11 protein-coding genes are annotated in these 15,235 nt (G+C 48.9%); 5 read left to right on the top strand and 6 right to left on the bottom strand.

The annotated features are described in order from the left end of the window. Window positions 1-166 precede the first annotated feature (166 nt). Together ACEN2G_RS01130 and ACEN2G_RS01125 are read left to right on the top strand one after the other, a co-directional pair. Window positions 167-517 carry a hypothetical protein gene (locus ACEN2G_RS01130; protein WP_442019668.1) on the top strand — a complete coding sequence of 117 codons (351 nt, stop codon included), beginning with the start codon at window positions 167-169 and terminating at the stop codon, window positions 515-517. Window positions 518-1,732: 1,215 nt separating this feature from the next. Then, a complete protein-coding gene (locus ACEN2G_RS01125) occupies window positions 1,733-2,362 on the top strand; it encodes a hypothetical protein (RefSeq protein ID WP_442019614.1) in 630 nt (209 codons plus the stop codon). A 411-nt stretch (window positions 2,363-2,773) separates the two neighbouring features. On the opposite strand, the gene deoD is transcribed toward ACEN2G_RS01125, so the two are convergent. The 5 genes from deoD to prfC all read right to left on the bottom strand — a co-directional run bounded on the left by deoD (window position 2,774) and on the right by prfC (window position 9,043). Next, on the bottom strand, window positions 2,774-3,487 hold the full coding sequence (deoD, locus tag ACEN2G_RS01120) for a purine-nucleoside phosphorylase (RefSeq protein WP_442019613.1): 714 nt from the start codon (window positions 3,485-3,487) through the stop codon (window positions 2,774-2,776). Between the two features lie 287 nt (window positions 3,488-3,774). Continuing rightward, window positions 3,775-5,022, bottom strand: coding sequence for a phosphopentomutase (locus ACEN2G_RS01115; protein ID WP_442019612.1), 1,248 nt, complete (start codon window positions 5,020-5,022; stop codon window positions 3,775-3,777). Between the two features lie 160 nt (window positions 5,023-5,182). Next, window positions 5,183-5,998, bottom strand: a complete 816-nt coding sequence (gene deoC, locus ACEN2G_RS01110; RefSeq protein WP_442019611.1) for a deoxyribose-phosphate aldolase — start codon at window positions 5,996-5,998, stop codon at window positions 5,183-5,185. A gap of 57 nt (window positions 5,999-6,055) precedes the next feature. Beyond that, window positions 6,056-6,847, bottom strand: coding sequence for a TatD family hydrolase (locus tag ACEN2G_RS01105; protein ID WP_442019610.1), 792 nt, complete (start codon window positions 6,845-6,847; stop codon window positions 6,056-6,058). 606 nt (window positions 6,848-7,453) lie between these two features. Then, window positions 7,454-9,043 carry a peptide chain release factor 3 gene (gene prfC, locus ACEN2G_RS01100; RefSeq protein ID WP_442019609.1) on the bottom strand — a complete coding sequence of 530 codons (1,590 nt, stop codon included), beginning with the start codon at window positions 9,041-9,043 and terminating at the stop codon, window positions 7,454-7,456. Between the two features lie 651 nt (window positions 9,044-9,694). On the opposite strand from prfC, the gene ACEN2G_RS01095 reads away from it, so the two are divergent. From ACEN2G_RS01095 to fabG, 3 genes are all read left to right on the top strand, one after another. Next, complete coding sequence (locus ACEN2G_RS01095) at window positions 9,695-10,348, top strand: tRNA-uridine aminocarboxypropyltransferase (RefSeq protein ID WP_442019608.1); 654 nt, start codon at window positions 9,695-9,697, stop codon at window positions 10,346-10,348. A 472-nt stretch (window positions 10,349-10,820) separates the two neighbouring features. Next, window positions 10,821-12,128, top strand: a complete 1,308-nt coding sequence (locus ACEN2G_RS01090) for a urate hydroxylase PuuD (RefSeq protein ID WP_442019607.1) — start codon at window positions 10,821-10,823, stop codon at window positions 12,126-12,128. Window positions 12,129-12,846: 718 nt separating this feature from the next. Next, window positions 12,847-13,599 carry a 3-oxoacyl-ACP reductase FabG gene (gene fabG / locus ACEN2G_RS01085; protein WP_442019606.1) on the top strand — a complete coding sequence of 251 codons (753 nt, stop codon included), beginning with the start codon at window positions 12,847-12,849 and terminating at the stop codon, window positions 13,597-13,599. A 97-nt stretch (window positions 13,600-13,696) separates the two neighbouring features. Here fabG and ACEN2G_RS01080 read toward each other — a convergent pair whose 3' ends face one another. Next, entirely contained in the window at window positions 13,697-15,232 is a 1,536-nt protein-coding gene (locus ACEN2G_RS01080) for a PhnE/PtxC family ABC transporter permease (protein ID WP_442019605.1), read from the bottom strand. Between the last annotated feature and the right edge of the window lie 3 nt (window positions 15,233-15,235).

The raw sequence follows: 15,235 nt of genomic DNA, 5'->3' as shown, positions 1-15,235 counted from the left end.
CCAAAACGGCAAGGTAGCCGCTGCACGATAAATCGCTCTGTAGCCATCAAAATGCCTTCCGTTATCAAGCAACCTCTCTCGCCCCATCCATCCTCACACAGTTATTGTTTGCCTACAATAATGAGGAAAGAAATCGGCTTGGTTACCGTTTTATGGGAGAAATGTCATGAGAAGCTTGTCGAACATGATGCTTGGCATCTGCATACTGTCTTTTGGTGCATATGCCACTGAAGAATGTACTGAAATACGCTTCGCGCGCGGCGCGACCTCTGTGGAAATTAAGGGCGAAGCACCACCAGATGATGTGCTCTGCTACCTCATGCGTACCGGCGCAAATCAGCAGGCTAAGATCCAGATGCTTGAGGGCGTAAACACCGTAGTTACCGTCCTTGACGTTGCCGATGCACGCGAAGAGATCTCTTTCACTACGCAGGCGCGGCAGTACGAGATTCGGGTCGGCCAATTAATGCGCGCAATCGAGGCAGAGCCCTTTCGAATACTCGTGAGCGTGAAATAGCCTCATGCCAGCGAAACTAAGTTGTCTTCAAGGAGCCTCGTCACGTCCTAACGAGCCACCCATGCTAAATAAGCATTAATCGGGCAGCTTTAGCTCATTTTGGTAGGAGTGTAATACGGCGAAGATGGTCACTTATTGGCTATTCCCACTGTGCCTAAATAGTGTTCGGTTTATTGCTCGGCCTATTACTCTGCATAGGCACACAAGATTGGCGCCAACGCATGCCATAAAAGTCTCAATAATTTTTGCCACGCAAGTACACAGAACGCACGCAAAGATAATCACGATGCGCAATTAACGCTGTTTTGTAGCCTGCCAATTTATTAGACAGTTCCGTCTCAGCGGAATTTCTGGCCGTTATCCTACGAAAGTCAGGAGCTTGGGTTTAGCTTATTTGAGCAGGAAATTGTAACGAACAAAGGCAACTAGCCAATCCCAGCGGACACGCTTTAGCTAAATTGCAGTCAGTACTGAGAACACTGATGGCCTAAAGCTGCCCTTTTGTCTCTTAATCAAAAGTCATCGCCTATTTACTATTTCGCGTCAGCAGTCAGCAGGATTGTTTACGCCAACGCTAATGTAATGACACTCATGGTTTGAGCCTACTGCGAATATTCACTGGATATTCGGTTAGGCTCAAACGATTCGTCACGGCGAGACAAGCTCGCCCCCTACACGCTCGGCAAATGCCTTCCATGGCATTTGACGGTTGGCTACAACAATTCCTGCTGCCTTTTTGTACTCTTTAGCCACTACAAATTGGCTCACAGATCTATGACTAGAAGACAGGTCGAATTATCTCTATCTTCTTTATGACTTTTGCAATTGCAGTTAGCCGTCAACACGTCCAAAATAGTCGCATTTGAAACTATGTTTCATAACGGTTGTTTCCTGCTAGCTAATACCGATGCGAACGATACTTAAAGATAGAACCAACCTGTTTATGGCCGATAGCGGTTGTTCATTAAAAACTTGGATTTTTATACCGTATATTTTGTGCCGTTCACCTAAGATGCGCGTATATCTACAATCAGGTGCTTACATGTGTTCAATGAAACTGGGCAGAGGATCAGTAAGACAATGAATTAGCAGCAGAGGCGCTGTAAATAACGCGCACAACTGTGTATCAATCTGAGAGTGCGCGTTTTTGTTCAAAACAAGTAGGCATGCGCAGTATTAACAACGTTATGTTGCAATAAATAAAGGAATGTGGTTGTGCTTAAGAATATAAAAGCGGTAGTTGCAAATGATAATGAGTTAGATAGCGAAACATTGAGGTTGCTCTCATTGATATTTTTGTTGATATGTGGACTTATGTCATTTTTTAAATATACGCATGTTGGGTGGTTATGGGATACGCACAAAGTATTTAAGCCGGGATTTATCTCTTCAATTGTTGCAATTTCTTTGGTCGCACCTCTATATTTAAGAGGAATTTTAAAGTGGAATAAATCTACGTATACAATAATATCGCTAATCCTCATATTGTTAGTCTTCGCTTCATTTATCGAGTTGGCACTTGGGGGGCGTGGAAGTAAAACGATAATTATACCTTTGCTAGCATCCGCCGTTATATTGTCTTGGCTTGGTATTAGTGCAGTTGCTGGGGTTAGTTGGATGTTAGCTCTATCTGCAGCAATTTTATCGGCTATTTCGTCTGATCTAGCATTAGGTTTTTTTGGGTTTATTTATATTGTATCTGGGTTTATAGGCTTGATGCTTCATTCTGGTTTAGCTCCGGGAGATTTAATACAAGGAATTCAACATGAATACTCATCATTTGCATCAAATGCCAGCGAAACTATAAATAAAGATATAAGCTCCACAATAGATAAAATAACTTAGTATAAAATCATAAATGCAACAAAGACATAACAAGGCGCTGGGGGATCCCCTCATAATTCGCTGATCCCTGCACTATGAGCCAGGCGCATTAACTCGAGTCTGGCCCAGTACAGCATCTGTTTGGTGATTCGATAGTTTGGCCGCCTTCGGATCTATTTACCGAGTGATTAGAACTCTTTGTTAGACCTTTTTATTAGTATCTACTCTAAAGTGCGGATGAGGCCGTAGGATTTATCGTAGCCGACCGTGAAATGCCATGGTCAACAAAGGCTCCTGCAATGTTGACACTTGCGCCATCCATGGCGCTCGACGGCATTTCCCGAGCGCCGCATGGATGCGGTTCAGCGCGTCGGCATAGATAAACCTACTGCCTCTTTGCACTCCCTCATTTAAGAGCTCTCTTGAGAGCGCTTAATCCCCCAACAACACAGACTCTAATGCCACCTCGATCATGTCGTTGAAGGTGTTTTGTCGATCATCTGAGCTCAGTGCCTCTTTACGCAGAATATGATCCGATACCGTGCATAAAGTTACGGCTCGCGCGCCGTATTGCGCAGCCACACCATATAAACCGGCGGCTTCCATCTCTACACCCAAAATCCCGTATTGCTTCATCAGCTCAAATAACTCGGGCTGCGGCGAATAGAACAAATCCGCCGAAAATAAATTGCCTACCTTAACCGGTACTTGGCAGGCTTTGGCGGCGGCCACCGCATTACTGACCAGCTCAAAATCCGCCAATGCGGCAAAATCGTTCCCCATAAAGCGCATGCGGTTTACCTTAGAGTCGGTGCTGGCACCTAGGCCTATTACCAGATCGCGAAGCTGTACATCGTCGCGCACCGCGCCGCAAGATCCGACGCGGATCAAAGTCTGTACGCCAAACTCGGTGATCAACTCTTTGGCATAAATAGAGACCGAGGGTATGCCCATGCCGTGGCCCATTACCGATACCGCACGGCCTTTATAGCGACCGGTAAAGCCCAGCATGTTACGCACTTCATTAACTTGTTTTACTTCAGTCAAAAAGGTGTCGGCTATGTATTGCGCGCGCAGCGGATCACCGGGCATTAAAATGGTGTCGGCAAAATCGCCCCGCTCGGCATTAATATGCGGTGTGGCCATCGCTCTTTCCCTGTATCAAGTATAAAAATAAAGACTCTCTCGCCACGGAATACACCGAACAATAGAGATCAAATCATCCTGCTTCGCAGAACCGCCTAATAAATTGGCGGCTACAAAAACCGAACACGCCGTATTTTTTAGCTGGGCGTTGGACGCTATATTCCGATCTTATCTCAGCTTAATTTTTCAGTGTTATTCTGTGGATTCCGTGGCAAAAAACGCTCTTGGTTTTCGTGTTATATCGCCCTCTTTACTCTTCACTCTTTACCCATCACCCTTCACTGATCTCAAAGAAATGACGCGCCGTAATCCATGGCGCTGGTGCCAAAGTATTGCGCCAAGCTTTGGCCCACGTCGGCAAAGGTATCGCGCTGGCCAAGCGATCCGGCTTGCAAGCCAGCACCAATGCACAACACTGGCACTTGCTCGCGAGTATGCTCGGTGCCGGTCCAGCTAGGGTCGCAGCCGTGATCGGCGGTAAGGATCAAGAGATCGTCAGGCGCAAGCACGCTCAACAATTCCGGCAAGCGACGATCGAAGGCTTCTAACTCGGCGGCATAACCGGCGATGTCGCGCCTATGGCCAAAGCTAGAATCAAAGTCCACAAAGTTAGTCATGATCAAGGTGTTATCGCCCGCCTGCGCCAGCTCAGTTAAGGTGGCATCAAACAAGCCGTGGGTGCCGGTGGCTTTGACTTTTTTAGTAATGCCAAAGTTGGCATAAATATCGGCAATTTTACCAATCGACACCACTTGGCCTTGGCGTTCATCCACCAGCTTTTGCAATACGGTGGCGGCCGGCGGCGCTATGCTGTAATCGCGTCTATTACCGGTGCGAGCAAAATCCGCCGGGGTTTCGCCAAGGAATGGCCGCGCTATCACCCGCGCTATGTTGTAGGGCATTAATAGCTCACGAGCGACTTCGCACACGTCATACAGCCGCTCTAGGCCAAAATGCTGTTCATGGGCGGCAATCTGAAATACTGAGTCGGCTGAGGTATAGCAAATTGGCTGGCCGGTGCGCACACTCTCCTCGCCTAGTTGCTCGAGAATGGTGGTGCCGGAGGCATGACAGTTACCTAAAATACCGGGCAACTTGGCTTGGGTAATGAGATCTGCCACCAAAGAGTCGGGAAAGCTGTGTTCTTTATCTAAGAAATATCCCCAGTCGAACAACACCGGCACTCCTGCTAATTCCCAGTGGCCGGAGGGCGTGTCTTTGCCCGATGATATTTCTTGGGCATGACCATAACTGCCCATCACAGTCTCAGGTAATTCCACACCCGCTGCCACTTGGCCGGTACTGGCAAGGTGGGCATGAAACAGGCCTAACTTGGCTAAGTTCGGCAGCATTAATGGACCTTGGCGACGGTTGCCACTACTACTTACGTTTCCATTAATCAGATCTGCTCGGCCCTCGGCACACGCCAAGGCAATGCTGCCTAAGGTGTCGGCACCTTGATCGCCAAACTTGGCTGCATCTAGCGCACCACCAATACCAAAAGAGTCGAGAACTAATACGAGGCCACGTTTCATGATATGTCCTTTATATGCTTATGAGACGTAAATGGTGAGGTGTGAGGCGTAAACACCGAACTTACAACCTCACGCCGTCGGCTTCGGTCTATAAGGCTGAGTGCTGTTCTTTAACGAACAGCGTACAACTTATAACGTAAAGCGTTGTTCCTCTCACTCCTTACGCTTTACCCCTCAAAGTTTCTAACAGCTGAGTTAATAAACCAGAAGCGCCAAATCTAAAGTGGGCCGGCGTTAGCCAATCTTTACCCATAATACCCGCCGCCAGCTGTAAATACTGCTGGGCCTCTGCCGTGGTACGCACGCCGCCGGCCGCTTTAAAACCCACATGTTTGCCGCTGTCGCGAATAGCGGTTAGCATCAGCTCGGCGGCGGTTAATGTAGCATTGACCGCCACCTTGCCGGTGGAGGTTTTAATAAAATCCGCCCCACCTTTAATAGCCAGCTCACAGGCTTGAGTGATAAGTTCCGCTGTGGCTAGCGCACCGCTTTCGATAATAACTTTAAGTAAGATGGACTTATTCACCTCTGGATCTTGGCTCGCCTTAACGCACACCGCTTTCGCAGCTTGCACCATAGACTGCGCAAATTCGCTGTCGCCGGCCATCAATTGTCGATAAGGCAGAACTAAGTCTATTTCGTGAGCGCCCGCTGCAATGGCGGCGTTAATATCTTGCTCTACTTGAGCCATGCTATCTAACCCCAAGGGAAAGTTAACCACAGTGGCGATCATGACTTGCTCGCTCACATTCAGTGCTTGCAAGGTTTGTTTGGCTACATTAATAAAGCGCGGATAAACACAGACCGCCGCCACGCAGCCAAAAGGGGTGACCGCCTGTTGGCACAGCGCACGAATGCGCTGCTCGCAGTCGTCATCATTAAGGCTGGTTAAGTCCATCAAACTCAAAGCTTGCCTTGCGGCTGATAAAGACGCTTGCTGTGCCACTGTTACTAAGGATGGATGGGGCTGACTCATGCTGTGCTCCTGCTTTTTTATCAGCATACCAGAATGGGCATCTAGAAAGCCGCGCTATTAGCCGCCAGACCAGCCAAACAGGCGTGCCACGTTTTGCTCTAACTGTATCGCTAACTCGGCTTTATCCACTTGGCGCAGCTCGGCTAAGGCACTGAGCACCAGTGGTAGCAGCTGTGGGTGATTAGGCTGGCCCTGAAAACCACACAGCGGCATATCGGGGGCATCGGTTTCCAGCACTAAGGCTTCCACCGGCATAGCGGCAATGGCGCTGCGGGTTTTATTGGCGCGGGCATAGGTAATAGTACCGCCGACCCCGAGATGAATGCCGAGTTGCCAAAAGGCCTCTGCTTGTTGCAACGATCCCGAAAAACCGTGCACCACGCCGCCTGTTACGGGATATAAACGCAGCCATTTCAGCAAGCGGTCGTGGGTGCCTTGACTGTGCAAGATCACCGGTAATTTAAATTGCTGTGCCAATTTAAGTTGGACTATCAAGGCCTCTTCTTGCTGTGTCTGCGACACAGATAAGTGTTTATCTAAGCCTATTTCACCCACCGCCACACACAGTGGATCCGCAACTGCGTGTGCTAGCGCTAATGCTAACTGCTGTGGCCAGTCCGTTGCTGCCTCTTCTAACCACCAAGGATGCAAACCTAAAGCATAATAGAGCCCCTGATGCTCGCCACACAGCCTAGACAACTGCGGCCATTGCACAGGATCTACGCCCGGAATTACCAGTCTATGTACGCCTACCGCCTGCGCGCGACGCCAATGCTGAGCTCGCTCAATACCCAAATCAGAGCTAAAAGCGGCAAAGTCAAAATGACAATGACTGTCGGTGAGCTGCATCTGGCCTCCTGATATGGGTGAAGGGTGAAGGGGGTTGCATTCCACATGGTCCCCTACACCCAGCGTCGAGCTAGACCTTAAAAGATTAGAGACTCTCTGCCACTGAATCCACGGAAGCACACGGAAAAATAGAGATAAAAGCTGTAAGCCATAATTTAAAACCACCGCTTCGCAGGACCGCCGAAGCGCTCTATTTAAAAAAGTGACGACTACAAAAACCACGCAGACCGTTTCAGTGACTTCAGCATCAATAGATTCAATGGGTTACAACCTAGGTGGCCGTCTCTTCGGCGAAGAGGACTTCGCCACGATTTTATGTTTTTATTTAAAAATTGCCAGCAAAGCTGGCCTGCCGAAACCTTCTGTTTATAAACAAGTGGCAGCGACAAAAACCTAAATAAGGCAGCATAATGGCTGAGGTTCATACGTAATCAGGTAATACTTTTAAATCTTATCTCAGCTTAATTTTTCCGTGTTCTTCCGTGGCAAACAAATCTTAGCTTTAGTGTTGGTTTGTTCCCATCACTCTTTACCCTTCACATCTCTCACCAAAAACAACAACGCCGGCTAGGCCGGCGTTGTTGTTCAATCACTCAATATCAGTATTTAGTGCTCGCGAGTCTTGCTGAACTCGATCTTGGGGTAGCGCTCTTGCGCCAAGTTTAAGTTCACATGCGTTGGCGCTATGTAAGTCAGGTTATCGCCGCCATCTAGGGCGAGGTTTTGTGATACCTTGTTTTGAAACTCATCCAGCTTCTTGGCATCGTTACAATATACCCAACGCGCGGTAGAAACGTTAACAGACTCATAAAGCGCATCCACGTTATATTCCGACTTTAAGCGCGACACCACCACATCAAACTGCAGCACACCGACCGCACCCACGATCAAGTCGTTGTTATCTAATGGCCGGAATAACTGCACCGCGCCCTCTTCCGATAACTGCACTAAGCCTTTCAGCAGCTGCTTTTGCTTAAGCGGATCACGCAGACGAATACGGCGGAATAACTCTGGCGCAAAGTTAGGAATACCGGAGAATTTAAGATCCTCACCTTGGGTAAAGGTATCACCAATTTGAATAGTGCCGTGGTTATGCAGGCCGATAATATCGCCAGCTACCGCCTCTTCAGCGCGCTCACGATCGCCTGCCATAAAGGTCACCGCATCGGAAATGCTGATGGTTTTATTGATGCGTACATGCTTCATCTTCATGCCTTGGTTATAGGTACCAGACACAATACGCATAAAGGCGATACGGTCGCGATGACGCGGATCCATGTTGGCTTGAATTTTAAACACAAAGCCTGAAAACTTATCTTCGCCAGCCTCAACTTCACGCTCATGGGTAGTGCGCGGCTGCGGTGCCGGTGCCCACTTGCTAAAGCCATCCAGCACGTGATCCACACCAAAGTTACCCAGTGCGGTACCAAAATAGACAGGTGTCAGTTCACCGGATAAGAACAATTCGTGATCAAACTCGTTAGAGGCACCTATCACCAATTCCAGCTCTTCGCGCAAGTCGGCAAGCTCTTTCGCATCTAAAATTTCCGCTAATGCCGGATTATCCAAGCCTTTGATCACGCGCACCTCTTGGATCGCATGCCCCATACCCGGCTGATAAAGGGTAATTTCATCGTTTTTCAGGTGATACACGCCCTTAAACCACTTGCCGCTGCCAATGGGCCAAGTAATGGGTGCACACATGATATTGAGCTCATTTTCCACTTCATCAAGCAACTCCATGGGGTCGCGGATATCGCGGTCCAGCTTGTTGACAAAAGTGATAATGGGCGTGGTACGTAAACGCGTGACTTCCATCAGTTTACGCGTTCTGTCTTCCACGCCTTTACCGCCATCAATCACCATCAGGCAGGAGTCCACTGCGGTGAGCGTGCGGTAAGTATCTTCCGAGAAGTCTTCGTGACCTGGGGTATCGAGCAGGTTGATCAAACAGTCATTGTAGGGAAACTGCATCACTGAGGTGGTAACCGAAATGCCCCGCTCTTTTTCCATTTCCATCCAGTCAGACTTAGCATGCTGGTTGGAGCCACGGCCTTTAACGGTACCGGCGATTTTAATCGCGTGCCCGTGCAACAGCACCTTTTCGGTGATGGTGGTCTTACCCGCATCCGGGTGAGAGATGATGGCAAAGGTGCGGCGCTTGGCGACTTCCTGCAAGAATGACGGTGCTGACATGGTCGGATTTCTTCTACTTTGATGAAGGAGTCAAACGCCCTTACAGGCGCCAACTCAAGGAGCGACGAATAAAACGGCGGCTATTGTCTCCGATCTGGGGCAATTCCTCAATCAAGAGTTAAGGAGAGCCTTGGAAAGAGCGTTGAAAGAGCGTTGAAACAGCGTTACGCCAAGCACTAAACCCACGCAGCTAATACCAATTACAGTAAAAAGCAGATCACCTTTGAGCCTGAATACCGAAGGCACCACAGTCACCTCCCACGACACGCCATGAACTCATCCCTGAGGACTCGGAAAATGCCGTCCATGTCATTTCACGGTCGTGGGAGCCGCTCTATACTGCCTCTTCCCAAGCACGGAGTTGCCTGTAGGCAACACGACCAGCTAACTCCGTAGCATCAAGGAGGATAAAGGGACCTCCACCACCGACCAGCACATGACAAGGATGTCATGTGCTGAGCGTCAAATGGATGTGCTTGCAGCGTGTCGGTGGAGACTCTTTGTCCGACCTTTATAGAGCAAGAAAATAGATCTCCTATTTAATCTGTTTGGTATAAAAATGCCACGCCACCGCCTTTACTGCCATCACGCCGGCCTTGTGGTTATCATAAGGAAGGCTTTATTGATTAAGTTAAAGGTTGAATTAACAAAATGTCTCGCGTTTATTGTTGTGCTTGTCAGCTGCCACACGCCACCTGCTTGTGTGCTCATGTGCACCCTCAGCCCTGCCCAATGCCGATAATTATTTATCAGCATCCATTAGAAGCAAAACACGCCAAGAGCACAGTGCCCTTGCTACGGCTGGGTCTGCCCAACATTGGTATTGAGGTGGGCGAACAGCTCACGCCGCCGACTGCGTTAAAAGCGGGAGACTGGTGGCTGCTTTACCCAGACGCGAACGCTGTAGATTTGGATAAACTCTGCAGCAAACAGTTAAGGGCTATATTTTCAGAAAATACGCAGTCAAAAAGCGTTCAAGAAAAAAATCTGCAAGCAAAAAAACAGATCGGCGGTCTTATTGTGCTAGATGGTACTTGGCGTAAAACACGGCTGTTGTTACACCTTAATCCTTGGCTAATGGACTTGCCTAAGCTGACTTTTAGTCAGGCTCCAAAGAGTGGTTATGCCATTCGTAAGGGACCAGGTGGCCAAGCACTGTCGACGTTAGAAAGTGTCAGCCATGTTCTCAATCGGCTCTGTCCTGAGTTTTTAACGGCGCCTTTGCATGCTTTATTAGCGGCCAGAGTACGCCAGTTTCAAGTTCAGAGCACGCCAGCAACGTCGACTGATACGACCAAGAACTGACGCAAGTGCATGATATATATCATAGTATTTTTAAATGAGAGTAACTCACAGCAACTATTTAGCATTTAAGATACATTTTTTGAAAAATATCTGCTCATTTGTTCACAAGATCCGATATGATGTCGCCGCTGAATGTTAGCTGATTGTTTTTTTATCTCGTTAGTTGTGTTTGTTACTGACTAACAAGACAAAAACGTAAGTCTTTGATAAATAAAGATTTCATATAACAATTTCGTGTCAATTTAAAAATTGCAACTATTTTTGTAAAATTTAATGATTAAATGACATTGACATTCATCACGTAATTGAAAAAAATCTACACACAAATTGTCAACATTTTGAAATTCAAAAGTACACAATTTGCACACACAAAGGCAGCGCATGTGGTCTCAGCCCTCAGCTTTTAAGCTGGGCACCTGTTTCGATGCGCTAGGGTCCTAACTAATAAATTTGAAACAGAGAAGGTAAGACCATGGAAGCGTATCTGCTGGATTTTGGTAACTTATTGATCAGATGGCTACACGTCATCGCCGCCATTGCGTGGCTGGGTGAGTCAATCTACTTCGTTATGCTTGATAACGGTCTTAAGCCGCCAAAAGGCGAAGCTTGTAAGAAGAAAGGCGTATTCGGTGAAATGTGGGCCGTACACGGCGGTGGTTTCTACCACAACCAAAAGTATGCAAGCAGCCCAGAAGATCTGCCAGAAGACCTGCACTGGTCATTCTGGAAGGCCTACACCACTTGGTTGTCTGGTTTTGGTTTGTTCACCCTGTTGTACCTGACCAAGCCCAGCTTTTATTTAGTTAACCGTAACAGCCCGTGGGAATGGGCCGCTAACATGACTGGCACTCAAGCCAACATAGCGGCACTGGCATTCTTGCTGTTGGGTTGGGTTGTCTATAACGAATTATGTAAGCGCATTAGCCCTAACATGACTCGTGATGGCATCTTGAGTGTTGCCGTTGCCGTGATGATGGTTGTGGTTGCTTATTTAAGCACGCACATCTTCTCTGGCCGTGCCGCCTTCTTGCTGACCGGTGCCGTAATGGCGACCGCCATGTCTGCCAACGTGTTCTTCTGGATCATCCCAGGCCAGCGCCGCATGGTTAACGCCATGAAAGCCGGTAACAAGCCAAACCCAATCGACGGTTTGCGTGGCAAACAGCGTTCAGTACACAACACTTACTTCACGCTGCCAGTAGTGCTGCTGATGTTGAGCAACCACTACTCGTTCACCTTTAGTCACCACTTGTCCTGGGTGATCATGGTGTTGTTCATCTTCGCTGGTGCCTTGATTCGTCAGTATTTCGTATTGATGCATCGCGGTGAAATCCGCCCAGGCTATCCTATTGCCGGTGTGATACTGATTATTGTTGCAGGCTGGGTAGGTTCATTACCTGCACCTCAGGTTGCACAAGCCAGCGCACCTGCTGCACAAGTTGAAGCGCCTGCTGCTGCAACTGAAGAAGCAACTGCTGACGTGGCCGCTAACGCGACTACAGAAGAAGAAGCACCCGCTGCTGCAAGCGGTGAAGTGACCTTAGCGCAAGTAGAAGAAGTGATGAACAACCGTTGTGTGCAGTGCCATGCAGTAGCACCAGACGGTAAACTGGGCTTCTCTGCTCCGCCACTGGGTATAGTGTTGGATTCACAAAAAGAAATTCTGCTGCAAGCGGCGCACCTTAAGCAAGTAGTTGCTAACAACTACATGCCGTTAGGTAACATTACGCACATGACAGCTGAAGAACGTGCACTGATTGCAGCTTGGAACGGTAAGTAATAACTTATTCGCACCATTAAGTTGCACCTGATTAACAAGGCCCGCCCAGTGCGGGCCTTGTTGTTTTTAACGTCCCTGCTTTTCATTTTCGACGCGTTTCTAGCCTGAAAACTCCAACCTGTGTTCGTTCTTCATCCTCTTTTCTTGCCTATCGTCTAATACCAACCTGTAAAATTAACTGATCAAAGCCTTTCGCCACGGAACCCACAGAAGAACACGGAAAAATAGTGATTAAATCTGAAAAGGCCAAGCCAGGATAAAGCCTAATGGGTGAGTGATAAGCCCAAAGCACATCCTGAGCGAAGGGAGCTCTTACAATAAATAGCTCTTAGGCCCTTGTCGCACGTGAACTGCTTCCGTGCGTTCCGTGCTTCTCGTAAACAAAAAGGCGTGGCAAAAAAGTTCTTGGTTCTAGCCCTCTAGGAAGCAGTAAGTAAAAGACAAAGCACTGAATCTTGCAGAGACTGCCTACGGTAGTTTTAGTCTCTGTAGATACAGATCATTTCTTTACTTAGATTGGTATAAGCATGCACATCGGCATTCACCGCCGATAACGCAAAGCAAAAATAATTGGCTATTTATCGAATAAAAAATACATGATTCCTTGTTCTGAATTACGATTATTTAAGATTATAGTAACAATGCAATGCAAAAATAGAGGTACAATCTAATCTAGCACGGTCGTCATAGGCCGTCCTTTCACTTTAATTGGATGACGATGATGACGACTTATTACGATATGCAGGAAAAAATTTGTGTGGTCACCGGTGCCGCCAGAGGTTTGGGCCGTACCATCAGTGAAACGCTGGCTAACGCGGGTGCAAAGCGTATTTATGCCTGTGACATCAATATGGCCCCGGCAGAAAGCTGGATTGGCGATCACCCCAATATCACCGCCATTACACTGAATGTGTGTGACTCAGCAGCACTCGACACCTTGCGCCAGCGCATTATGGACGAGCAAGGCCGGCTCGATGTGTTGGTAAATAACGCCGGCATTACTCGTGACGCCCTGCTCGGCAAGATGACCGAAGCCCAGTGGGATCAGGTGATAGACGTCAATTTAAAAGGGGTGTTTTTAATGACCCAAGCCATGCTGCCTCTGATCAAGGCGCAAGCCAAAGCCAGCATAGTGAGCATTTCATCTGTGGTGGGCACAGACGGTAACATTGGCCAGACCAACTACGCGGCCAGCAAAGGCGGCATTATCGCCATGACCAAAGGCTGGGCTAAAGAGCTGGTTCACGGCGGCGCACAAATTCGCGCTAACTGCATTGCACCCGGCTTTATTAATACCGAAATGACCCAAGCGGTACCGGAAGCCGTGCTGCAAAAGATGGCGGCACGCATTCCCTTGGGTGCCTTAGGCGAGCCCCAAGACATCGCCGATGGCGTGCTGTTTTTAGCCAGTGATCGCGCCCGCTACATTACCGGGCAAGTGCTGAAGATAGACGGCGGCTTGGTGTTGTAAGCAGAGCAATAAAGCCCATCAGCGCCGAGTATTGAATATCACGCGCTCGGCCTGGCTCATAAAAAAAAACACCAAACCTGAGGTTTGGTGTTTTTTTTTATGTTTGAGGATGAGTGGTTGATAGCTGAGAGCTTGGCGCCATGGATTGACCTCCCGCCAAATGCAAACTGCGCCTTAGTCTTCTGGCCAGCGCATCCACTATGATGTTTAATCCTGCACACACCAACAACAGCACCACGGCGCGGTCGAGGCGAAACTCACTGAACGCCGAGTCGATAAAAAAGCCCAAGGTAGGAATGCCCAACATGCCGAGGATGGCGGTTTCACGCACTATATTCTCAAAGCGGTACAGGCTGTAAGCCATAAAGGGCCGATACAGGCGCGGCAGCACCTCAAAGAAGTACAGGTTTAAGCCGCGAGGAGCATCTTCACGAAAGGTTAAGGTATTAAGCTGCAGACCCAGCAAATGGGCCACTATGGCGCCATTATGCAGCCCCAAGGCGGCGATGGCCGGTAACATGCTCGGCCCCAAGAACAAGGTGCCAATAAAAGCCAGCAAATATTCCGGCAAGGCCCGCATCAGCACTAAACCCCAATGGCTACCCACACGCGTGGCGCCGTTACCAAAACGGCGCGACACACTAGGAAACCACACCAACGCTAACAGCCCCATCACGATTAATGCCAACATTGACAACACCAGCGTATTCACTAACCCCGGCAGTATTTGCTGGCTAATAAGCTCTTGTAACAAAGGCCACAGCTCGGCCCTATTACCTTGGCGCAGCGGCGCCGGAATAATGTCTTGAGTAAAAAAGCGTACCGTCAGCGCCCAGTTTAGGCTGGCTTGCGGCGGCAACCACCACAAGGCGGCGCCTAAATACACCAGCAATAATCGCGGCCGCAACCACCACTTTAAGGTGGCAATCACTAGCACAAGCGCATAAAAAAAGCTGGCGGCTTCCGCGTAATAACCTTGGCGCAACAAAGACTCGAGGTGGTAACCCAAAGTGGGCAAACCAATAAAACCCAACACCGCCGAGCTTCTAATGCCGCATTCCAACCGATAACCAAAGTAGCTGACCATGGGTCGCCAGCATAACGGCAGTTGCACGTAGCAAAGCCGAGTACACCAATCAAGCTTGTTTTTCGTGTCTAAATCCGTCCCTAGCGCTTGCTCCGGCGCCGAGTCTGCCTCTTCAAATAGCTCGCCAAAGACCTTGGCAAAGGTACCCGCATAAGGCAGCGCTATGGCTAATACGCCGGTCAGGGGCGCTATGCCGAGCAGCTGAATAAACAGCAAGGCCCAAAATAACTCATGCACGGCACGCAAACCCGCCGCCAAACGTCGAATGCCCGCCTGTCTGTAACCTGCGGCCAACAACAAGCCACCCACTGCACCCAAGGCCACGCCTTGCAGGGCAAACGCCAAGGTATTAGCCAAAGCCGTGCCCAAGGTGTGCCAACTGGGTAAGCTGGGCTGCGCTAGGCCTGCACCTAAGCGCGCCAGCTCTTGCCAAGGATCGAAGGCTTGAATGGATAAGTCGGCCCACGGCAGGCAAAACAGCGCCAGCAACACAAACAGCAAGCTGGTGTTGAGCATGGCACGAGTGGGGCCAGTCGCAGGCTTCAAGAG

The sequence above is a fragment of the Oceanisphaera sp. W20_SRM_FM3 genome (assembly GCF_052119705.1).
In the GTDB taxonomy this organism is placed as follows: domain Bacteria; phylum Pseudomonadota; class Gammaproteobacteria; order Enterobacterales; family Aeromonadaceae; genus Oceanimonas.
This window is presented reverse-complemented; position numbering and strand designations above follow the sequence as displayed.

What these genes read in the sequence shown, in the direction of transcription:
- prfC (WP_442019609.1), bottom strand. Translation starts at nt 9,043, where the DNA reads ATGTCAGCACCGTCATTCTTGCAGGAAGTCGCCAAGCGCCGCACCTTT.
- ACEN2G_RS01115 (WP_442019612.1), bottom strand. Translation starts at nt 5,022, where the DNA reads ATGAAACGTGGCCTCGTATTAGTTCTCGACTCTTTTGGTATTGGTGGT.
- ACEN2G_RS01095 (WP_442019608.1), top strand. Translation starts at nt 9,695, where the DNA reads ATGTCTCGCGTTTATTGTTGTGCTTGTCAGCTGCCACACGCCACCTGC.
- deoC (WP_442019611.1), bottom strand. Translation starts at nt 5,998, where the DNA reads ATGAGTCAGCCCCATCCATCCTTAGTAACAGTGGCACAGCAAGCGTCT.
- ACEN2G_RS01105 (WP_442019610.1), bottom strand. Translation starts at nt 6,847, where the DNA reads ATGCAGCTCACCGACAGTCATTGTCATTTTGACTTTGCCGCTTTTAGC.
- ACEN2G_RS01130 (WP_442019668.1), top strand. Translation starts at nt 167, where the DNA reads ATGAGAAGCTTGTCGAACATGATGCTTGGCATCTGCATACTGTCTTTT.
- deoD (WP_442019613.1), bottom strand. Translation starts at nt 3,487, where the DNA reads ATGGCCACACCGCATATTAATGCCGAGCGGGGCGATTTTGCCGACACC.
- ACEN2G_RS01090 (WP_442019607.1), top strand. Translation starts at nt 10,821, where the DNA reads ATGGAAGCGTATCTGCTGGATTTTGGTAACTTATTGATCAGATGGCTA.
- fabG (WP_442019606.1), top strand. Translation starts at nt 12,847, where the DNA reads ATGATGACGACTTATTACGATATGCAGGAAAAAATTTGTGTGGTCACC.